The following is a 20,097-nucleotide window of genomic DNA, read 5'->3' on the forward strand; positions in this document are numbered from 1 at the left end:
GGTTAACCATCGGATCGGGGCGCATCCGGCGTGCCAATCCGCTCGATCGACGGGATCAACCGTTCAGCATGCAACAAGGCAGCTCCAGTCGCTTCTGCCATTGCGGGCAAGGTTAACCACTCCAACGCCCAAGCGGCCCCTGAGCGTTCCTGCTCGTGTATCATCGCCTGGCCTAAAATGCCCTGCTGCCCCGCAACATACCGTGCGAGCGTTACCATTGTCTCTGCCGCAACGGGGTTTTGCTTGTGAGGCATCGCCGATGATCCACCGCTACCAGACAATGCTATTTCGTCGACACCCTGCTGCGCCATCAACGCGACATCCTGGCCGATTTTGCCAAGTGTTCCCGCAACGAGCGTCATCCAATTGCCAAAAGCAACCACGCGGCTGCGATCAGTATGCCAAACATCACCAAGAGACAGGCCAAGCCTGTCAGCAACAGTCTGTGCGCAGGCCTTGACGTGGGCTTGAGGCAGGTCGCGTGAGCCGATCGGGCCACCGATTTGAACCTCCGACAGTTCGGCCAGAATGGCGTCAGCGCGCTTTATATGTGCAGCAAGCGGGCGCCGCCACGCTTCTAGGCGTAAACCAACGGTAGCAGGCAATGCAGCCTGCATGCGTGTCCGCGCCATCAAAGGTTTGTCTGCAGAGCGCGCCAATAGGGTGTCGATCAAGGCCAGAACATTGGATATGCGGGTTTTAAACATCTCTGTCACCGAAATACAGGTGAGCATCATCGCGGTATCAATGACATCCTGACTGGTCGCACCCCAATGAACCGCGCGCGCACTCTGCTCGGACAAACCGCTCTTCAAAGCCGCAACCAACGTCGGCACAGGCAGGCCATCTTTGGTGCTGCCTTCGCCTAGGTCACTGGCGTCAAATCCCTGAATGGCCGCAAGCGCAGGCTCTGCGGCTTCAGCCTCCACAACGCCACTCGCAACAAGAGCCTCTGTCCAAGCGGCCTCAAATGCCAGCATACGCTGCGTGAATACGCTAGCACTGAACTCCGCCTCTACCGCAGGATCACTGAACAGACCGCCGAATATACCCGATGTCATGAATGCGTTTGTCATGCGACAGTCTTAGTCTTCAAACGGCCCTTAGACAAGCGTTCCTGCCCCTCCGGCGACGGCGTGATGCCCCTGAAACTGCGTGGCATCTCCCTGCCCGAACCTCCGCCCAGTTTCAGACTTTTCGCGCCCGCAAAAAGATCCATAGTTATCAATGCCAGAAGGCCGATGCACGTTGGCGAACCTCCAGTCCACTTCACGCGGCATGATGTTATTCTGAATTCTGGAGATATTCGTCGAAAATGGGGTGTTTTGGTGAGCGCCCGAAGTTATAGACTGATTCACAATTACGATTTGGAAGAAGCATAGGCCGCCGAGCCGGCAAATCTGGTTTGAGCGGCAAAAGGAAAGACTGATATGGATCGCGCCGACATCGTTCATGACGCCTTCGTGAAACACGTCTCAAGCGGAGTGTTTCCCGCAGGAGACGCACCATCAGGCCCGCTCACCGGCCCGGAGGCAGTCGCAATTTTTCGGGCGCAATGCCTGAGCCGCAACCTTGATCGCCGGTCTCGCAAAATGCAGGCGGCAGGCCAGGGGTTCTATACGATCGGCTCCTCCGGTCACGAGGGCATGGCAGCTGTCGCCTCTGCTCTCAGGCCTGACGACATGGCCTTCTTGCACTACCGCGACGGGGCGTTTCAAACCCGCCGCTCGGCAATGGTCGCAGGCACAACCCCGACTTGGGACATGCTGCTCAGCTTTTCCACCGCAAAGTCTGATCCGATCTCGGGCGGGCGCCATAAAGTGCTTGGGTCGAAGTCTCTCAACATCCCCCCGCAAACTTCCACGATCGCCAGTCACCTCCCCAAAGCCGTTGGCGCGGCCTACTCTATCCCCCTCGCCAAGCGTCATGCTCCGGAACATAAGCTGCTCGCCGACGACAGTATTGTCATGTGCTCGTTTGGCGACGCCTCGGCCAATCACTCAACCGCTCAAGGTGCTATCAACGCCGCCTGCTGGACATCGTTTCAATCCATCCCCCTTCCGCTGCTCTTCGTTTGTGAAGACAACGGCATCGGTATCTCGACACGCACCCCCAAGGGCTGGATCAACGAGAATTTTGCCAACAAACCGGGCTTGAAGTACTTCAATGCTAACGGGCTCGACCTGTTTGAAACCTACCGTGTCGCCCAAGAGGCCGCCGCCTACGTTCGTGACCGCAAGAAGCCTGCGTTTTTGCACCTGTCACTTGTGCGCTTGTATGGGCACGCTGGCGCCGACCTTCAGCAAACCTACCTCGCCAAGTCGGTCTTTGAGGCATGGGAGCAGAATGATCCGCTTCTGCATTCTGCGCGCCTTTTGGTCGAGGCTGGTCATTTGACTGCGCAAGAAGCGCTGACGATCTATACAGAGATCGACGAGCAATGCACCCGCGTTGCCGAGGAGGCGATCAAGCAGCCGAGACTGCAAACTGCAGCAGAGGTCATGGCTTCGATCATCCCGCCGAAGCGTGCTTGCAAACCAACCAACGGCCCGACGCCAGCAGCCCGCGAGGCAGCGTTTGACGCTGACATCAAGCAAATGGACAGCCCTCAGCCCATGTCTAGGCTTATCAACTGGGCCCTCACCGACCTCATGCTCGAACACGCCGAAATCGTGATGATGGGCGAAGATGTGGGCCGCAAAGGCGGTGTCTATGGCGTGACGCAAAAGCTCTGCGACCGCTTCGGCCAAGACCGGATGATCGACACCCTGCTTGATGAGCAGTCCATCCTCGGCCTCGCAATCGGCATGGCCCACAACGGGTTTATCCCGATGCCCGAGATCCAGTTTCTGGCCTATCTGCACAATGCCGAAGACCAGATCCGCGGCGAAGCGGCCACGCTGCCGTTCTTCTCAAACGGCCAGTTTACCAACCCGATGGTGCTGCGCATCGCAGGCCTTGGCTATCAAAAGGGCTTCGGCGGGCACTTCCACAATGACAACTCGCTCGCTGTTCTGCGCGATATTCCGGGTCTCATTGTCGCCTGCCCGTCAGACGGAGCTGAGGCCGCAATGATGCTGCGCGAATCTGTGCGCTTGGCGCGTGAAGAGCAGCGCGTGGTGGTGTTTGTCGAGCCCATTGCGCTTTACCATATGCGCGATTTGCATGAAGACAAAGACAGCGCTTGGATGCGTCATTACCCATCGCCCGACAAGCGCATCGGCCTTGGCGAAGTCGGCACAACAGGCGACGGCCCTCTGGCGATCGTCACCTACGGAAATGGCCACTACCTCTCGCAACAGGCCGCCAAAACCCTTGCGAAGCAGGGCATCGAGACCCGTATCATTGACATCCGCTGGATCGCCCCGCTGCCTAAGCAAGGCATACTTGACGCGCTTGCCGGGGCCGAAAAAGTGCTCGTTGTTGACGAATGCCGCGGCACGGGTGGGCAATCAGAAGCCCTGCTGTCGATGTTGGTTGAAAGCTGCGAGTTGCCCGTGGCGCGGTTGGCCGCCGAAGACAGCTTCATCGCCACAGGGCCGGCCTATGCCGCCACCATGCCAAGCTGCGACAGCATCGTTGCCGCCGCCACAAAGCTTTGGAGCAAGGGATGAAACAAACAGCCGTTATCATCGCCCCGGGGCGCGGAACTTACAACAAAACCGAGCTTGGCTATCTGGCAAAACATCATCCCAACAGCCCCGCGCTGGCCAAGTTTGATGCCTACCGGACTGCTCAAGGCCAAACCCCCGTCAGCGAACTTGACAGCGCGGCGCGTTTCGTTGGCCCAACCCACACGCGTGGCGACAACGCCTCACCGCTGATCTACGCGTGCTCGCTGTTTGACTTCGCAGCTATCAACCGCGAGCGCTTTGACATCGTCGGCGTGACGGGCAACTCGATGGGCTGGTATACGGCCCTCGCTTGCGCAGGGGCGCTGGATGCAATGTCCGGTCTGCGCGTGGTCAACACAATGGGCAGGCTCATGCAGGAGCAAATGCTCGGTGGGCAACTAATCTACCCGTTTGTCGACGACAACTGGCATGAAGTCGCTGGGCAGCGTACTGCCCTCATGAGCAAGGTCACCGAAATCAACGCCCGCGCCGATCACACCCTTGGCCTGTCGATTGATCTCGGCGGCATGTTGGTTCTGGCCGGAAACGAGGCCGGGCTGAGCGCATTTGAAACTTCGGTTCCTCCGCTACAGGGCCGCTATCCAATGCGCTTGCCCAATCACGCAGGCTTTCACACACATTTGCAAATTCCAGTTTCAAAACTCGGCTTTGAGAGCCTGCCAAAGGATCTGTTTCAACAGCCCGAAGTTCCGCTCATCGACGGGCGAGGCTTTATCTGGAACCCGAAAGCCACCGATATTAACCGTCTCTATGACTATACCCTTGGCCATCAGGTAACAGAAACCTACGACTACACCGCAGCGATAAGAACGGCCGCGCGCGAGCTTATGCCAGACGTCTTCATTGTTCTTGGCCCCGGCACCACACTGGGCGGCGCGACGGCCCAATCACTCATCCTGTCAAACTGGCAGGGATGGGCGTCAAAGCCGGACTTCCAAAAAGCAGTGGCGAAACAGCCTAAGCTTCTGGCAATGGGCATGGAAGAACAACGAGCCTACTGCGTCTGAGGGGTCAGAGGTTTTCGATAGTAGGAAAGGCATTCGGCTTGAAGTTCGAGGTTCTGTTCCAGCCGAGAACTAACCTCACACCTGTCCAACTATGTTTGTTCAGGGCGGCGGCCGGTGTTGACAGCCCACAGTTTCGCTCTAGCCTTGTGTATCCACAATAACCCGAGGCCAGTTCAGCATGCCAAACCCCGACCTTCTGATCGCCTTTTTCATCGCGGCAACAATCTTCGCCTATATGCCCGGTCCGGCGATGCTCTATACCGCCGCACAAACCTTGGCACGAGGCCGACGCGCAGGCTGGTTTGCGGCCCTCGGAATTCACATTGGCGGATACGCACACGTCCTTGCCGCGGCCCTTGGGCTCGCCGTGCTTTTTCAAGCGGTGCCGAGCCTCTATCTGGCCCTCAAGTTCATCGGTGCAGCCTATCTGATATGGCTCGGCTTCAAACTTTTCGTCAGCAAGGCTCCGACAGAAACCAGCAGCTTGCAAATCGAACGCAAAAGCCCACGGCGTGCATTTTGCGACAGCATCGCAGTTGAAGTTCTCAACCCGAAAACAGCCCTCTTCTATCTCGCGTTCCTCCCGCAGTTTACCGACCCGAGCGCAAGCTTCCCGATCTGGCTGCAACTCCTCACGCTCGGCACGATTGTTAACTTCATGTTTTCGTCAGCCGATGTTCTCTGTGTTCTGCTTGCCGACAAGGTCTCCACATTCCTGCAAGGGTCGCAATCGGCGGGGCGGCTTGCTCAAAAGCTCGGCGGTAGCATTCTCATCGGGCTCGGCCTGAACGTGGCGCTCAACCGGAGCTGATTGATCTAAAGCGCTTCGAAATCAAGTTGTCGCTCACCTTAGTCTCCAAACGCTTTAACTCTGAACTGGCATGCTAACGGTCTGTTCGGAAGGTCAGCACCTGCTGCGCGATACCAACACATCTCCCCAAGACCAAACCCAGCAGACACCAAAACGCAGCAGACAGCGAAAACCCGAAAGCAGCATGAACCGCTGTAGTTTAAGACATGGCACTCATGGCATTCAAATCACCGCATCCTCGACATAGGCCTTGCCGAGCGCGATCCGTTCATAGCCCAGAGCGCTGAGGTCAAGGCTGCGATAGCCGCCATGCGTCAGATACTCGGCCAGGCCCCGCCCCATTGCCGGTGACTGCTGCAAGCCGTGGCCCGAAAACCCGTTGATGAAATGAAAGTTCTCAACCTCGGTGTGCGGCCCGACGATGGCGTTCTGGTCAAGCGTATTCATCGCATAATGCCCCGTCCATTCGCTGATCACCTTGATCGCTTCAAACTGCGGAACCCGTGTCGCTATCGTGGGCCAGATATGCTCTTCCCAAAGACTGTGCTCCATGTTGAAGTCATCAAACTCCGCTGCAGGGTCAAGTTCTGTATGGCCGCCCGCCTGATACGTTCCGCCGCCGTTCTCACGAAAATGCACGCCGCTCGGGTCAACCGTCAGAGGCAGGTCCTGATCCAGCGGCTTGTCGGCTTTGAACACCCATGAAAACCGTTTGCGAGGTTCAATCGGCAGCGTGATACCAACCATCTCGGCGGTCTTCGCGGCGCGCGGGCCCGTGGCGTTCACAACCTGTCCGCAGCTGATCACCTCGCCCGACGCGAGCACCACACTTACAACCCTTTGTCCGGCATGGTTGATCGCGACAACCTCGTTCTCAACATACTCGACTCCGCGTTCACGCGACTGCCTGCGCCACCACTGGAAAACAGCGTTGCCGTCCCAGTATCCTTCATTGATGCGGTTGATCGAGCCGAGCAAAACATCATCAACATTGTAAAACGGATAAGTTGCCTTAATCTCTTCAGCGCTCATCAACTGCGTTGCGGCACCTGCATTGTTTTGCACCTGCACATTACGCCGCAGCACGTCGGCAAAGCCCTCACTGTCCGCCAGATACATATAGCCAAAACTCTGCACCGCCAGCTCAGGCACGCGTTCGTCGCCGCCCATACGCTCACGTATATTGTTGACGAAATCCGCCGCATATTGCGAAATCTGCACATTCAGCGCAGTCGAAAACTGCTGGCGCATGCAGGAGTTGGTGTGCGTCGTCGAAGCGAACTCGTAAGTCGGATCGCGTTCAACAACCAGCACCCGCCCGTCAAACCCCTGCTCGGTAAGGTTCCACGCCGTCGACGCGCCCATAATGGCCCCGCCAATGATCACAATGTCATAGCTGCTCTCTAACGGAGATTCGGTCGTCATGGCGCGTCCTTTCGCAATTCCCGAACGCTAGTTTGAGCAAAAACGCGCTGCGTTCAAGCTCTGTGTTACGTCAGCACACCCGCACCCCGCAGTTTCGCGATCTCATCCATTGAAAAGCCAAGCTCGGCAAGCACAGCGTCGGTGTCGCTCCCCGCAGCAACTGGCGGTTTTGGCGCGTCCGTAACCGAGCGGCTAAACCTTGGCGCTGGCATGGCCTGCATCACACCCTCACGCTCTTCAAACACGCCCCGCGCTTTCATATGCGCGTGCTCCGGCGCCTCGCTCCACGTCAACACCGGGCTCACACAGGCATCGCTGCCATCAAAAATCACTGCCCACTCATCCCGCGTCCTGGATTTGAACACCTCGGCATAAGTCTCGCGCCGCCCTGCCCAGGCAGCGGCGTTCATCTGGCTCGCGCGGTGGTCTTCCGGCAAATCCGCACGCGCGACCAGTTCAGCAAAGAACTGCGGCTCAAGCGGCCCTACAGCAAGGAACTTGCCATCAGCGCACTCATACACGCGGTAAAACGGAGCGCCCCCGTCCAGCAGGTTCGCCTCGCGGTTCTCGCTCCACTGCCCCTGCGCGCGAAAGCTGTGAATGAGCGCCATGAGCGCGCTCGCGCCGTCGACCATCGCCGCGTCAACAACTTGCCCTTTGCCACTGCTCTGGCGTTCAAACAGCGCTGCCAAGATGCCAAACAGCAAGAACATCGTCCCGCCGCCATAATCCGCAGCAATGTTGAGCGGCGGTGTCGGAACATCTCCTTCTCGTCCCAGCGCGTGCAAAAAGCCCGTCAGCCCTAGATAGTTAATGTCATGCCCCGCCGTCTGCGCAAGCGGCCCCTCTTGGCCCCAACCCGTCATACGGCCAAAAACCAGTCTCGCGTGGCAGTCATCCGGCCCAAGCCCCATGCGTTCCATCACGCCGGGTCGAAAGCCCTCGATCAGCACATCGGCCCCGTCAATCAGCCGCTTGGCCGCATCAACGCCCTCTGCTGATTTGAGATTCAAAGCCACCGAGCGCTTGCCGCGATTGTTAATGTCAGCAGGGTTTTGCGCCCCCGACCGCCGCGTGATCAGCGTCACCTCGGCGCCCATATCTGCCAAAAATTGCCCCGCCAAAGGCACTGGCCCAAGCCCTGCCATTTCAACAACTTTCAGGCCTTTTAGTGGTCCGCTCATAGGCTTGCCTCGCTACACTTCAGCACAAATGTCACCGTGGCAGGGCCTCGCGTCAATCGCATTAATTTTGTTTGTGCCGTTACGGCACTTTGGCGCACGGTTGACGCCCTCCAACATCGCATGCAACCATCCTTACTCAGCGTAACGACGGCCACAAACGGCCTCGATCGCATAAAAGGGAGGCGCAACCCAGAGGGTTAGCGATAGGAGATGGAGCTTCTTCAACTGCTTTTCAGCGGCATAGCAAACGGTTGTATCTACGGCCTTGTCGCGCTTGGCTTTGTGCTGATCTACAAATCAAGCGAAGGCGTCAACTTTGCCCAAGGTGATATGATGATGCTCGGCGCATTCATCGCCCTTGGCCTTGGCAACTCGGCGCAGATGGGCCTGCCCTTCGGCATCGCCATCATCGGCGCGATGATTATCATGTATGGTGTCGGCTGGGGCGTCGAGCGGGTGTTTGTGCGCCAACTCTTTGGCCAACCGCAGTTCGCCTTGGTGATTCTCACAATCGCGATGGGTTTCATCTTCCGCTTCATCGCGGGTTCGATCTGGGGCTATACTCCGCTGGTGTTTGAGACACCCTTCTCCGGCATGAACTGGAATTTCGGTGGCGTCATTCTGAGTGCTGCCGACCTGATCACCATTCTCGTCACCGCCGTGCTCACCTTGGCGCTCTGGTTCTTCTTCGCCCGCACAAAAACCGGCCTCGCCGCTCAGGCAGCGTCGCAAAACCAGATGGCCGCCTATATTGTCGGCGTACCGGTTATTCGCCTTAACAGTCTTATCTGGGGCCTCTCGGGCGTCGTCGCCACAGTCGCCGGCGTGCTCTATGCCACCAAAGGCGCGATTGATCCAAACATCGGGCTTCTCGGCATCAAGGCCTTCGCCGCGGCCGTGATCGGCGGCATGGGCTCACTCCCTGGCGCGCTGCTCGGCGGTCTTCTCATCGGTATCATCGAGCCTATTGCCGGCCGCTACGCTCCTGGTGAACTGGCCCAGATGTCACCCTATATCATCATGCTGATCGTGCTGATCACCCGCCCCGGCGGCTTGTTCAGCCAGATCCACGCGAAGAAAGTCTGAGCCATGCGGATTATCTTCAAAACGTCCTATGACAAAGACATCGACATTCACGAGCACTGGGGCAAGCGCGGTGCGATCCTTGTGCTGCTCGCCTTCATGGCGGTGCTCCCTTTCTTTGCAGGTGAATACTACCTCGCCGAAGCAACAAACACGCTGATCTGGGCACTGGCTGGCATGGGCCTCATGCTGCTGGTGGGCCATACGGGGCAAGTCTCGCTCGGCCACGCCGCCTTCCTCGCGATCGGCGCTTATACAGAAGTCGCGCTGATGAACATCGGCTGGCCCTTCCTCATAGCCTTCCCCGTTGCGGGCATATTTACAGGCATCTTCGGTGCGCTCATAGCTATCCCCGCAGTGCGCATGTCAGGCATTTACCTCGCCATCGCCACGCTTGCAGTGTTCGTGATCGTCGAAGAACTGATCATCCTGCTGGAGCCAATCACCGGCGGTGTCGGTGGCCTCTTCGCACCATCTATCACCATCGCAGGCATCAGCTTCGATCGCTACGCCGACCTCTCGAACCTCTACTGGTTGGTGCTTCTCATCGTCGCGCTGGTGACATGGGGCTATGCAAACCTCATGCGCTCGCCGACAGGCCGCAGCTTTCTCGCCGTGCGTGACAGCGAAGTGTCCGCCCGCGCGCTTGGCATCAACGTCACCCGCACGCGCGCTCTGGCCTTTGGCCTAAGCACAGGTGTTACCGGCCTCGCAGGCGCTCTCATGGGCCACTACATCGGCTTCTTTAACTACGAGCTGTTCTCGATCTTCATCTCGATCAACCTGCTCCTTGTGGTCACAATCGGCGGCCTCGGCTCGATACAAGGCGCATTCTTGGGCGCGATCCTGATCACCGCTGTGCCACAGCTCATCGCAATCTTCCGCGACTGGGCCAACGCCACGGTCGGCATCAACATCGGTTCCATTCCGGGCCTCGACACGATGATCTTCTCGGGCGTTCTTATCGCCTTCATCATCTACGAGCCGCTGGGCCTCTACGGACGCTGGCTCAAAACCCGCACCTGGTTCGAGCTGTTCCCGCTGGCGCGCCGCGACATGTTCCGCCGTCAGAAATCCTACCTCAAAACGGAGCGCACCAAATGAGTCTCCTTGTTGCAAAAGATATCGCCATTCACTTTGGCGGCGTAAAGGCGGTCGATGGTGTCAGCTTCTCGGTTGAGGAAGGCGAAGTCTTCGCCATCATCGGCCCGAATGGCGCTGGCAAGTCGACGATCTTCAACCTGATCTCGCGCATCTACCCGCTCACCCACGGCAAAATCAGCTTTGATGGCAAAGACATCACCCGCCTCAAAGCTCATGATATTGCGCAGCTTGGTATTGCCCGCACGTTCCAGAACATCGAGCTTTTTGACCACTCAACCGTGCTGCAAAACATGCTCATGGGCCGTCACACACACAGCCGCACCAGCTTTGTCGAGAACATCCTGTTCACGCCGAAAGTGCGTCAGCAAGAGCGCGATCACCGCAAACGCGTTGAAGAGATGATCGAGTTTTTGGAACTTGAAGCCTACCGCAACAAGATGATCGCCGGCCTGCCCTATGGCGTGCGCAAAGTTGTCGAAATCGGCCGCGCTCTGGCGATTGGCCCGAAGATGATCCTGCTTGATGAACCCGCCTCGGGCCTCAGCGTGGAAGAAAGCCAGGAAGTGGCTTTCTGGATCGAAGATATGCGCCGCGACATGGGCCTCACTGTGCTGATGGTCGAGCATGATATGGGCCTCGTGAGCGCCGTGGCTGACCGCGTACTTGCTGTTGCCAACGGGCGTATGCTTGCAGAAGGCACCGCCGCCGAAGTGCAAGCCGACCCGCACGTGCAAGCCGCCTACCTCGGAACCGCACCAGCAGGAGAGCCAGCATGACTGTTCTCAAGGTCCGCAACGTCGAGACATACTATGGCGCAATCATGGCCCTACGCGGCGTCAGCATTGACGTGGAGCAAGGCGAAATCGTCACCATCCTCGGCGCAAATGGCGCTGGTAAAACCACGCTGATGAAAACCATCGCCGGTCTGATGGACCCCGAAAAAGGCAACCTCGCCTTGATGGGCAACGACATCACCGGCCTTGAGCCTGACAAGATCGTGCGCCAGGGCCTCGCTCTTGTGCCGGAAGGCCGCGAGGTCTTCCCATACCTCACCATCGACGAAAACCTGCGCATGGGGGCGTTCACCCGCTCGGACTCGATCGCTGATGATCTGGAGCTGGTCTATTCCTACTTCCCGATCCTCAAGGAGCGCGCCAAACAGTCGGCTGGCTACCTTTCGGGTGGGCAACAACAGATGCTGGCCATCGGCCGTGGCCTCATGGCACGGCCTAAACTCATGTTGCTTGACGAGCCTTCACTGGGCCTCTCGCCGCTGCTCACCCAAGAGATATTCGACATCATCGGTCGGCTCAACAAAGAGCAAGGCGTGACGATGCTGATCGTCGAGCAAAATGCTCATATCGCGCTGGAAACAGCGCACAAAGGCTACGTGCTAGAGATGGGCCGCATTGTCATGGCTGGCCCTGCAAAAGAGCTGCAAGACTCGCCGGATATCCAGGAGTTCTACCTGGGTAAATCCGACGCAGGCGAACGCGGACAGAAACGCTGGAAGAGGCGCAAAACATGGAGATGACCCCGATCACAGTTGAGGGCCACGACACCGTTGTGAAGCTCTGGGCCGCACAATGCGCACGCTACGGCAAGCGCACAGCCCACCGCGAAAAAGAGCTCGGCGTCTGGCAGTCTTACTCATGGGCAGACTACTATGATCACGCCAAACGCATTGGCCTCGCCCTGCTCAAACTCGGCGTGCAAAAGGGCGAGCCCGTGCTCATCTTGGCTGAAGACCGCCGCGAATGGCTCTATTGTGATCTCGGTGCCGCAAGTATCGGCGCGATCCCGGCAGGCGTCTACACGACCGACAGTGCCGGACAGCTGACTTACCTCGCCCAAGACAGCGGCGCGCGCGTTCTGTTTGTTGAAAACGACGAGCAACTCGACAAGTTCCTTGAGGCCCGCGGCGACATGCCCGGCCTTGAGCATGTTGTGGTGCTTGACCGCGACGGGCTGGCAACATTCGACGACCCGCAGGTGATGTTCTTTGACGACTTCCTTGCCATGGGCGAAGCCGAAGCCAAGGCCCATCCAACGCGCTTTGAAGACACGCTCAAAACCGTGCAGCCCGAAGATCCGCGCATGCTGATCTACACCTCGGGCACCACTGGCCCGCCCAAAGGCGCGATCATCACCCACCGCAACATCATGTTCCAACTCGAAGTCGGGCCAAAGGTGCTCGCCTATAATGAAGACGACGAGCTGCTCTGCTTTTTGCCGCTCTGTCACGTGCTTGAGCGCCTCGTGTCCGTCGAGAGCCCGATCGCCACAGGCACGACAGTCAACTTCGCCGAAAGCCCCGAGACGGTGTTTGACAACCTCCAAGAGGTCAGCCCGCACAGCTTTACCGGCGTGCCGCGCATCTGGGAAAAGATCTACTCCCGCGTCACCATCCTGCGCTCGGAGGCTGGCTGGATCGGCGGCAAGGCGTTCGACTGGGCCTTTCGCGTCGGCACCAAACGCGCCACGCTTTTGGAAACAGGCAAGCCCGTCGGCGCAGGCCTCGCCCTGCAACACAAACTCGCCGACTTCTTTGTGCTCTCCAACCTGCGCCGCATGCTCGGCCTCAGCCGCGCGCGCCGTGTCACATCAGGCGCAGCCCCGATCAGCCCCGAACTGATCCGCTGGTTCTACGCCCTCGGCACACCCCTCATTGAAGGCTATGGCATGACAGAGGGCTCAGGCGTCACAACCATCAACTTGCCCGAAGACAACGTCATCGGCACCGTCGGCAAGGTCGTTCCCGGCATGGAGTTGCGCATCTCCGATGAGGGCGAAATTCAGTATAGCGGCCCGTCGGTCTTTGCTGGCTACTGGAACAAACCCGAGAAAACCGCCGAAACCTTCACCGACGATGGCTGGTTGCGCACCGGCGACGTGGGCCGCATTGGCAACGACGGCAGCCTGACAATCACCGGCCGCATCAAAGATATCATCATCACAGCAGGCGGTAAAAACATCACCCCCGCCGAGATCGAGAGCCGCCTTAAGTTCTCGCCCTATATCTCGGATGCGGTGGTGATCGGAGACAAGCGCAAATACCTGTCCTGCCTGATTATGATCGACCAGGAGAATGTCGAGAAGTTCGCCCAAGACAGGCAAATCCCCTTCTCCGACTTCGCCTCGCTCACCCGCGCCAGCGAGGTGCGAGAACTGATCGGTGAAGTTGTGCGTGACACCAACAAGGAATTTGCGCAAGTTGAACAGATCAAGGATTTCCGGCTGATCGACATTCTGCTCACAGCCGAAGATGAAGAGCTGACACCAACCATGAAGCTCAAACGCAGCTTCGTCGAAAAGCAGCACATCGCGCTGATCGACGATATGTATTAGCCGGATCTTCCGGTTCACCAAGGGAGGAAACTATGAATAAATTCAAAGCACTACTGGCAAGCGCGGCACTTACGCTCGCACTTCCAGCCGCAGCCGAAACACAAGGCGTCAGCGAAACCGAGATCAAAATCGGCGGCGCGCATGACTTGTCAGGCATCTTTGCACCCTTCTCGGTTCCGGCCGTGACGGCAGCCAATCTCTATTTCAAAGAGATCAATGATGCAGGCGGTGTGCATGGTCGCAAGATCACCTACATCACCGAAGATCACGGCTACCAAGTGCCAAAGGCCGTGCAGGCCGCCAACAAGCTGATCAACCGCGACCAAGTCTTCGCCATGCTGCTCAGCCTCGGCACGCCGCACAACATCGCGATGTTCCAACTGATGGAGCCCAAAGGCATTCCCAACATCTCGCCGCTCACCGCCGCGCGCCAGATGGTAGAGCCACCAGCACCTTGGAAGTTTGCCGGCACCGCGAGCTACTATGACGCCGTCAAAGCCGCGGCGGAGCAGATGGTTGAAACAGAAGGCACCAAGAAGTTCTGCACCATGCTCTTGCCGACAGACTTTGGCACAGAGATCGAAGAAGCTGTGATCGAAGTCTCGGAAGCCAACGGCTTTGAGATGGGCACCCAGACCTCGCACAAGCCTGACGAAAGCGACTTCACAGGCGCACTCGGCAAGATCAAAGACAGCGGCTGTGACACAGTCGGCATGGCGCTCGGCGTCGGCCAGATGATCCGCGCCATCGCCACAGCGCATAAGCTCGGCATGACCGACACGCGTTTTCTGGTGTCGTCGGCCGGCTTCCACACCGTCGTTGCCAAGGGCCTTGCGGCTCAAGGCGTGATGGGCGGCGTCTACGCAGGCGCTGGCTGGCAAGACCTTGAGGTGCGCGTTGGCACACCGGAAGTTGGCGCATGGGTGAAAGCCTATACCGAAGCCTCGGGTGAAAAGTTCCCCGGCACAGGCGCGCTCTTGGGCCGCTCCGCCGCTGAACTTCTGGTCAAAGGCCTTGAAGCCGCTGGCCCCGAGCTGACCCACGAAAGCTTCATCGCTGCCATGGAAGGCCTCAGCTACGACGACCCCATCGCTGGCAACTCCGTCGCCATGAGCGCCGACAACCACGCCGCCGCCAAAGCGATCTACATTTCCAAGATCGAAAACGGCAGCTGGATACTGGTCAAAAAGATCGACTAATCGCGATCAACACATGAACCACAAAGGGCTGCTTCGGCGGCCCTTTTTTTTGCCAACCTCTATATGCCAACCTCTAGCAGTTATTGCCGTGGCTTTTACAAAGTCCGGTTTTTGATTTCTGGACAAGTGTTGTGCCGGTGTCGCCGAACACGCCTGACGTTTTATACCTGTCGCCACTGCGCTCGCGCGCCGTATGACGTGGCATTGCTGATGTCTGCCTGAAAGCTTGTTAGAAGGGCCTACATGCGACAAACTTAAAGGGGCCATTTTTTGGTTGGGGAATGTCAGCCAAGAAAGAAAGCATTGTTAAAGTAGAACTTGAATGACCAAGTTTGCACGCGCTTCGCCTTCACGCGCTACCTCAGCACCAAGTCGAAGCGCTTTAGCATACCTTTCCACTATGATACCCCGCCTTGCGGCCCATTCTATTGCAATCTTCGGCCACACTCCCGCCGCAAAGCCCTTCAATTGCGCTAGAAATGGCTCACTTTTCCCCTGCTACGTAGAAAATAAAATGCAATACTTGCCTTCAAGCGCCTACCCGTATTAGCAGCGCGTTAAAGCGGTGTCCGTTAAGAAGGCACCATCAAGTTGAGATTTTGACCGAGAGAGTGACCATGTTTGAGCAAAACCTAGCCCCCATCCCCGAACTTTACGTTTCTTACGAGAGCGCCCAAAAGCTGAAACTCGAAGCCGCCGATCTCGTCAGCCATGACCTGACCCCGCGCCAGATCTGCGATCTTGAATTGTTGATGAACGGTGGCTTTAACCCGCTCAAGGGCTTTCTTACCGAGGAAGACTATAACGGCGTTGTTGAAAACATGCGCCTCGCCGACGGCTCGCTCTGGCCTATGCCGATCAACCTTGACGTGTCCGAAGACTTCGCCGCCTCGCTTGAAGTTGGCCAAGACATTGCCCTGCGTGACCAGGAAGGCGTGATCCTCGCGACCATGACTGTCACCGACCGCTGGGAGCCTAACAAAGCACTTGAGGCCGAGAAGGTGTTTGGCGCCGACGACGACGCGCACCCCGCCGTTAACTACCTGCACAACCAAGCGGGCAAGATTTACCTTGGCGGGCCTGTCACAGGCATCCAACAGCCGGTGCACTATGATTTCCGCGGCCGTCGCGACACGCCCAACGAGCTGCGCGCCTACTTCCGCAAAGTCGGCTGGCGCAAAGTGGTTGCCTTCCAAACCCGCAACCCCCTGCACCGCGCCCACCAAGAGCTGACATTCCGCGCCGCCAAAGAAGCCCAAGCCAACCTGCTCATTCACCCCGTCGTCGGCATGACCAAACCGGGCGATGTTGATCACTTCACGCGCGTGCGTTGCTATGAGGCCGTGCTTGATAAATACCCGGCCTCGACAACCTCGATGTCACTGCTCAACCTTGCCATGCGTATGGCTGGCCCGCGTGAGGCCGTATGGCACGGCTTGATCCGCAAAAACCACGGCTGCACACACTTCATCGTTGGCCGCGATCACGCTGGCCCCGGCAAAAACTCGGCAGGTGAAGACTTCTACGGCCCCTACGACGCCCAAGACCTGTTCCGCGCCAACGAGGAAGAAATGGGCATCGAGATGGTCGACTTCAAACACATGGTTTGGGTGCAAGAACGTGCGCAATACGAGCCAATGGACGAGATCAAAGACAAAGACGATGTCACCATCCTCAACATCTCCGGCACGGAGCTGCGCCGCCGCTTGGCCGAGGGGCTCGAAATCCCCGAGTGGTTCTCCTTCCCCGAAGTTGTCAAAGAGCTGCGCCGCACCCGTCCGCCACGCAGCCAACAGGGCTTCACTGTCTTCTTCACCGGCTTCTCTGGCTCAGGTAAGTCCACAATCGCAAACGCGCTTATGGTTAAACTGATGGAAATGGGCGGCCGCCCCGTAACGCTGCTCGACGGCGATCTGGTGCGCAAAAACCTCAGCTCCGAGCTGGGCTTTTCCAAAGAGCACCGCGACCTCAACATTCGTCGCATCGGCTATGTTGCCTCCGAGATCACCAAGAACGGCGGCATCGCCATCTGCGCCCCGATCGCGCCCTACGCAACAACCCGCCGCGCCGTGCGTGAAGACGTCGAAAGCTTCGGCGCCTTCGTTGAAGTCCACGTCGCAACCAGCATCGAAGAATGCGAGCGCCGCGACCGCAAAGGCCTCTACAAACTGGCACGCGAAGGCAAGATCAAAGAGTTCACCGGCATCTCCGACCCATACGATGTGCCCGTTGATCCAGAGCTCGCCGTCGAAACAGAAAATGTCGAAGTCGACAACTGCGCTCATCAAGTGCTTCTCAAACTCGAAAGCATGGGCCTGATCGCAGGGTGAATTCGACTTGAACCCAAAGTAAAAGGCGTGTGGGCAACTACACGCCTTTTTTTTGTGCCGACGATTTTGTTGCTTGCATTTGCTTTGCACATCAGGGCACTCTACCTTTAGTTGCATTTTTAGAAGTATCAATCATGTTGTCGCGCTCAATTTGTGCCACGCCTCCTAAAAGGAGCGTCACTTGTTAACAGTCTCGCTCACGTCCATACCGCCGCGTTTTACGGGCCTGCCTGCCGCGCTTGAAAGCCTTGTGGCGCAGCGTGGCGTCAGCCGTGTCGTGCTCACCATTCCGCACAGATACGCCCGCTTCCCCGACAGTTTCACCCTGCCCAAGCTGCCACAAGGCGTCACGCTCCTGCGCTGCGATGACATCGGCCCAGCCTGCAAGATCTTGCCATTGGCGCAGCAGTCCGAGCCCACGCAGCCGATCCTCTATTGCGATGACGACTGGGACTATCAGCAGGGTTGGGCCGAGGGCTTTCTCGCGGCGCATATCGTGCGGCCTGACGTCGCCATCGCCGCCAGCACCTATGATGCAACCCGCATCGGGGCGGCCAAACCTACGCTTATCGCACAGGGCTTTGCCGGTGTTCTCCTGACACCGCAATTGCTGCCCAAAGCCGCCTATACCATACCCCGGGCCTGCCGCGCAGTTGATGATGTCTGGCTCTCCGGCATGCTCGCCCTGCATGGAACGACGCTCAAAACCGCGCCTACACTGCGAGCCCTTGCAACGCCTTCATGCAACGAAAACGCCCCGCTGCAAGCCGGCTCTGCGCGCGACGCCGCCAACCGCGCCTGTATCAAACACTTGTCTCAACAACACAGCTTGTGGCACTGCATATCAGAGAAAACGCCTTAGGAGTGATCGTGTCAAAAAGGGCCTACCTCACTTGCCTGCTGTTTGCCCTTTGGCCGTTTCACGCAACCGCCGATGTCACCTGCGACAACAACCGCGGCCTTGTTTGCGTCGACGCCGTGCACCACGACAACGGCGTCACCCTGTTTGCAGAGAACCGCCACCCGCTGCTGCGTGTGACCATGTCACTAAACTACGAGCTCAAAAATCTGCGCGCGTCTGACGGCGCCAAGGGGCCTTTTGTTGTGGGCGGCGGTGGCACCCGCATCAAACTGGCTGACCTAACCGTAAAAGAAGCCGGAGAATGGCGCTATACCTACAACTTTGACTGGAGCGCAGGCGACATAAACGCCCGCCACCAGGAGAGTTATCAGTATCGCCTGCCCTACCGCACGGGCAGCGCCTTTAAGGTAACACAAGGATGCAACGGCAGTTTCACGCACAGAGGCCTTCAGCAATTCGCGCTCGACTTTGACATGCCTATTGGCACAAAGGTCTTTGCGGCCCGTGAAGGGCGGGTTGTCGATGTGAAAGTTGGTTCAAGTCGGGGCGGCCCGTCATCAGACTATCTGAACGACGGCAATCACATTCTGGTGGCGCATGATGATGGCACCTTGGCGATCTATGCGCATCTGCGCGAAGACGGCGCTTCTGTCCAGCTCGGGCAGGTTGTCAAACGCGGAGCGCTCTTGGGCTATTCCGGCAATACCGGCCAGACAACCGGCCCGCACCTGCACTTTGCGGTGATCAAAGGCACTGCCGGGCGCGAGAACGAGACGCTCGAATTTTCTCTCAGGTCTGGCTCTGGCACGGCGCGTTGCCCGCGTGTTGGCTCGCGGCTTTTGGCCACCGAGTAACGCGTTTTTGCGCAGGTCAGCGCACGCTGCGTTAAGTTAACTTGCGTTAACCTTGGCCGCAAAACTGTCAGCACGCATTATGCACTGCTATATGCACTGTGGTATGCACGCATTGTGCAAGGCTGGTTTCACGAAGAAACCCGCATTAACCATGCTGCGCGCAGGGCTTTCCCCGCGTTAATCGCAGCGTGGTATAATGGGCGTTTTCGTTTTATTTCAGTGGGTTGCGACAGGTGACAAGTCGTTCTGACGGGCCAAGGTGAACGCGAGGTTGCGCTCCTTCACCAGCGCCAACCGTTCGCCGCCTTCGTCATGCACCGCATATAGCCGCGTCGCGCCCATCGCCTGCGCCTGCACATCTTTGGGCAGGTCTTTCACTTCGACTGCACGCACATAGACAATCGGACGCGCCTCTTCAGTAGCAAATTCATAAGGAATATCCATAGCTTAGCCCTTTCTGATCTTGATGGTTTGCACGACGGTTTCAAGCTCGGCGCGTGTCAGATCAACGTGCAACAGCCCGTTTTCCATGATCGCCTCGCCGACTTCTACGCCTTCTGCCAGCACAAACGAACGCTGGAACTGCCGTCCGGCGATCCCGCGATGCAAAAACACCCGATCTTCGCTGTCGTCGCTCTGACGCCCACGGATAACCAGTTGTTTTTCCTCGATAGTTATCGAAAGATCGGCCTCGGAAAAACCGGCAACAGCCAGTGTAATGCGGTAGGAATTTTGCGAGGTCTGTTCAATATTGAAGGGTGGATACCCCTCATTGCCCGACTTCGCATTGCGCTCAAGCAGCCTCTCAAGCTGCTCAAAGCCAAGTAAATAAGGGTGTGACCCTAAAGTAAGCTTGCTCATGACACGTCCTTTATCGGTAAGCGACAGTGCTTGTTAACAGCCCCGAAACAGGCGACTGCTATAAACAATATGGGAAAGCAGCGCCCTTCACGCAAGAGCTTTGCTAAAATACGTTTTTTCAGTATCTTAGACACCAATCAGCACACGGAATCACCCTGCATGAATGCGCCTAGCGACATCTCGATGAAGACAGAAGACGTGCTGCGCGTCGAGCTTGAGGTCTTCCGCCGTGATCATCGTGATCTCGACGAAGCAATACACGCTCTCACCGAAAAAGGCACCGCCGATCAACTAACACTCAAGCGTCTGAAAAAGCAGAAACTTTTCCTCAAAGACCGCATCGCTTTGATAGAGGATCGTTTGACGCCTGATATCATTGCCTAGGGGGCAAAAA

Annotated in this window: 19 protein-coding genes; 13 read left to right on the top strand and 6 right to left on the bottom strand. The window is 57.8% G+C overall.

What is annotated here, in order from left to right; translation table 11 throughout:
• Window positions 1-2: 2 nt before the first annotated feature.
• Complete coding sequence (locus KO498_RS00305; RefSeq protein WP_215957874.1) at window positions 3-1,076, bottom strand: 3-carboxy-cis,cis-muconate cycloisomerase; 1,074 nt, start codon at window positions 1,074-1,076, stop codon at window positions 3-5.
• Between the two features lie 27 nt (window positions 1,077-1,103).
• Complete coding sequence (locus KO498_RS00310) at window positions 1,104-1,280, bottom strand: hypothetical protein (RefSeq protein WP_215957875.1); 177 nt, start codon at window positions 1,278-1,280, stop codon at window positions 1,104-1,106.
• 150 nt (window positions 1,281-1,430) lie between these two features.
• Here KO498_RS00310 and KO498_RS00315 point away from each other — a divergent pair, with 150 nt between their 5' ends.
• From KO498_RS00315 to KO498_RS00325, 3 genes are all read left to right on the top strand, one after another.
• Entirely contained in the window at window positions 1,431-3,614 is a 2,184-nt protein-coding gene (locus KO498_RS00315) for a dehydrogenase E1 component subunit alpha/beta (RefSeq protein WP_215957876.1), read from the top strand.
• Entirely contained in the window at window positions 3,611-4,642 is a 1,032-nt protein-coding gene (locus tag KO498_RS00320; RefSeq protein WP_215957877.1) for an ACP S-malonyltransferase, read from the top strand. The genes KO498_RS00315 and KO498_RS00320 overlap by 4 nt, the downstream gene beginning before the upstream one ends.
• Before the next feature lie 178 nt (window positions 4,643-4,820).
• Window positions 4,821-5,453, top strand: a complete 633-nt coding sequence (locus tag KO498_RS00325) for a LysE family translocator (protein WP_215957878.1) — start codon at window positions 4,821-4,823, stop codon at window positions 5,451-5,453.
• A 222-nt stretch (window positions 5,454-5,675) separates the two neighbouring features.
• Here the strand turns inward: KO498_RS00325 and KO498_RS00330 are convergent, their stop codons facing one another.
• Window positions 5,676-6,878, bottom strand: coding sequence for an NAD(P)/FAD-dependent oxidoreductase (locus KO498_RS00330; protein WP_215957879.1), 1,203 nt, complete (start codon window positions 6,876-6,878; stop codon window positions 5,676-5,678).
• A 65-nt stretch (window positions 6,879-6,943) separates the two neighbouring features.
• Window positions 6,944-8,062: a CaiB/BaiF CoA transferase family protein gene (locus KO498_RS00335; RefSeq protein ID WP_215957880.1), complete on the bottom strand. Its 1,119-nt coding sequence runs from the start codon at window positions 8,060-8,062 to the stop codon at window positions 6,944-6,946.
• Between the two features lie 210 nt (window positions 8,063-8,272).
• On the opposite strand from KO498_RS00335, the gene KO498_RS00340 reads away from it, so the two are divergent.
• From KO498_RS00340 to KO498_RS18315, 9 genes are all read left to right on the top strand, one after another.
• On the top strand, window positions 8,273-9,148 hold the full coding sequence (locus KO498_RS00340) for a branched-chain amino acid ABC transporter permease (RefSeq protein ID WP_215957881.1): 876 nt from the start codon (window positions 8,273-8,275) through the stop codon (window positions 9,146-9,148).
• Between the two features lie 3 nt (window positions 9,149-9,151).
• Window positions 9,152-10,249 (top strand): branched-chain amino acid ABC transporter permease, encoded by a 1,098-nt coding sequence (locus tag KO498_RS00345; RefSeq protein WP_215957882.1) that lies wholly within the window; start codon window positions 9,152-9,154, stop codon window positions 10,247-10,249.
• The gene (locus KO498_RS00350; protein WP_215957883.1) at window positions 10,246-11,025 is read left to right on the top strand and encodes an ABC transporter ATP-binding protein; all 780 of its coding nucleotides are present in this window, start codon (window positions 10,246-10,248) and stop codon (window positions 11,023-11,025) included. Before KO498_RS00345 ends, KO498_RS00350 begins: the two co-directional genes overlap by 4 nt.
• Window positions 11,022-11,783, top strand: a complete 762-nt coding sequence (locus tag KO498_RS00355; RefSeq protein WP_215957884.1) for an ABC transporter ATP-binding protein — start codon at window positions 11,022-11,024, stop codon at window positions 11,781-11,783. The genes KO498_RS00350 and KO498_RS00355 overlap by 4 nt, the downstream gene beginning before the upstream one ends.
• Window positions 11,774-13,597, top strand: coding sequence for an AMP-dependent synthetase/ligase (locus tag KO498_RS00360; protein WP_215957885.1), 1,824 nt, complete (start codon window positions 11,774-11,776; stop codon window positions 13,595-13,597). Before KO498_RS00355 ends, KO498_RS00360 begins: the two co-directional genes overlap by 10 nt.
• Window positions 13,598-13,629: 32 nt before the next feature.
• On the top strand, window positions 13,630-14,796 hold the full coding sequence (locus tag KO498_RS00365) for an ABC transporter substrate-binding protein (RefSeq protein WP_215957886.1): 1,167 nt from the start codon (window positions 13,630-13,632) through the stop codon (window positions 14,794-14,796).
• 617 nt (window positions 14,797-15,413) lie between these two features.
• Window positions 15,414-17,126 (top strand): bifunctional sulfate adenylyltransferase/adenylylsulfate kinase, encoded by a 1,713-nt coding sequence (locus tag KO498_RS00370; RefSeq protein ID WP_215957887.1) that lies wholly within the window; start codon window positions 15,414-15,416, stop codon window positions 17,124-17,126.
• 181 nt (window positions 17,127-17,307) lie between these two features.
• A complete protein-coding gene (locus KO498_RS00375; protein WP_215957888.1) occupies window positions 17,308-17,988 on the top strand; it encodes a hypothetical protein in 681 nt (226 codons plus the stop codon).
• Between the two features lie 8 nt (window positions 17,989-17,996).
• On the top strand, window positions 17,997-18,842 hold the full coding sequence (locus KO498_RS18315) for a M23 family metallopeptidase (protein ID WP_215957889.1): 846 nt from the start codon (window positions 17,997-17,999) through the stop codon (window positions 18,840-18,842).
• A gap of 216 nt (window positions 18,843-19,058) precedes the next feature.
• Here the strand turns inward: KO498_RS18315 and KO498_RS00385 are convergent, their stop codons facing one another.
• On the bottom strand, window positions 19,059-19,286 hold the full coding sequence (locus KO498_RS00385; RefSeq protein WP_215957890.1) for a DUF1150 family protein: 228 nt from the start codon (window positions 19,284-19,286) through the stop codon (window positions 19,059-19,061).
• 3 nt (window positions 19,287-19,289) lie between these two features.
• The gene (locus KO498_RS00390; RefSeq protein ID WP_215957891.1) at window positions 19,290-19,703 is read right to left on the bottom strand and encodes an Hsp20 family protein; all 414 of its coding nucleotides are present in this window, start codon (window positions 19,701-19,703) and stop codon (window positions 19,290-19,292) included.
• 159 nt (window positions 19,704-19,862) lie between these two features.
• Here KO498_RS00390 and KO498_RS00395 point away from each other — a divergent pair, with 159 nt between their 5' ends.
• Window positions 19,863-20,087, top strand: a complete 225-nt coding sequence (locus KO498_RS00395; RefSeq protein WP_215957892.1) for a YdcH family protein — start codon at window positions 19,863-19,865, stop codon at window positions 20,085-20,087.
• The last annotated feature ends 10 nt before the right edge of the window (window positions 20,088-20,097 follow it).

The sequence above is a fragment of the Lentibacter algarum genome (assembly GCF_018860975.1).
GTDB classification, from domain to species: Bacteria; Pseudomonadota; Alphaproteobacteria; order Rhodobacterales; family Rhodobacteraceae; genus Lentibacter; species Lentibacter algarum_A.

What these genes read in the sequence shown, in the direction of transcription:
- KO498_RS00305 (WP_215957874.1), bottom strand. Translation starts at nt 1,076, where the DNA reads ATGACAAACGCATTCATGACATCGGGTATATTCGGCGGTCTGTTCAGT.
- KO498_RS00310 (WP_215957875.1), bottom strand. Translation starts at nt 1,280, where the DNA reads ATGCCGCGTGAAGTGGACTGGAGGTTCGCCAACGTGCATCGGCCTTCT.
- KO498_RS00365 (WP_215957886.1), top strand. Translation starts at nt 13,630, where the DNA reads ATGAATAAATTCAAAGCACTACTGGCAAGCGCGGCACTTACGCTCGCA.
- KO498_RS00370 (WP_215957887.1), top strand. Translation starts at nt 15,414, where the DNA reads ATGTTTGAGCAAAACCTAGCCCCCATCCCCGAACTTTACGTTTCTTAC.
- KO498_RS00395 (WP_215957892.1), top strand. Translation starts at nt 19,863, where the DNA reads ATGAATGCGCCTAGCGACATCTCGATGAAGACAGAAGACGTGCTGCGC.
- KO498_RS00390 (WP_215957891.1), bottom strand. Translation starts at nt 19,703, where the DNA reads ATGAGCAAGCTTACTTTAGGGTCACACCCTTATTTACTTGGCTTTGAG.
- KO498_RS00320 (WP_215957877.1), top strand. Translation starts at nt 3,611, where the DNA reads ATGAAACAAACAGCCGTTATCATCGCCCCGGGGCGCGGAACTTACAAC.
- KO498_RS00335 (WP_215957880.1), bottom strand. Translation starts at nt 8,062, where the DNA reads ATGAGCGGACCACTAAAAGGCCTGAAAGTTGTTGAAATGGCAGGGCTT.
- KO498_RS00325 (WP_215957878.1), top strand. Translation starts at nt 4,821, where the DNA reads ATGCCAAACCCCGACCTTCTGATCGCCTTTTTCATCGCGGCAACAATC.
- KO498_RS00315 (WP_215957876.1), top strand. Translation starts at nt 1,431, where the DNA reads ATGGATCGCGCCGACATCGTTCATGACGCCTTCGTGAAACACGTCTCA.
- KO498_RS00330 (WP_215957879.1), bottom strand. Translation starts at nt 6,878, where the DNA reads ATGACGACCGAATCTCCGTTAGAGAGCAGCTATGACATTGTGATCATT.
- KO498_RS00340 (WP_215957881.1), top strand. Translation starts at nt 8,273, where the DNA reads ATGGAGCTTCTTCAACTGCTTTTCAGCGGCATAGCAAACGGTTGTATC.
- KO498_RS00345 (WP_215957882.1), top strand. Translation starts at nt 9,152, where the DNA reads ATGCGGATTATCTTCAAAACGTCCTATGACAAAGACATCGACATTCAC.
- KO498_RS00385 (WP_215957890.1), bottom strand. Translation starts at nt 19,286, where the DNA reads ATGGATATTCCTTATGAATTTGCTACTGAAGAGGCGCGTCCGATTGTC.
- KO498_RS00360 (WP_215957885.1), top strand. Translation starts at nt 11,774, where the DNA reads ATGGAGATGACCCCGATCACAGTTGAGGGCCACGACACCGTTGTGAAG.
- KO498_RS00355 (WP_215957884.1), top strand. Translation starts at nt 11,022, where the DNA reads ATGACTGTTCTCAAGGTCCGCAACGTCGAGACATACTATGGCGCAATC.
- KO498_RS00350 (WP_215957883.1), top strand. Translation starts at nt 10,246, where the DNA reads ATGAGTCTCCTTGTTGCAAAAGATATCGCCATTCACTTTGGCGGCGTA.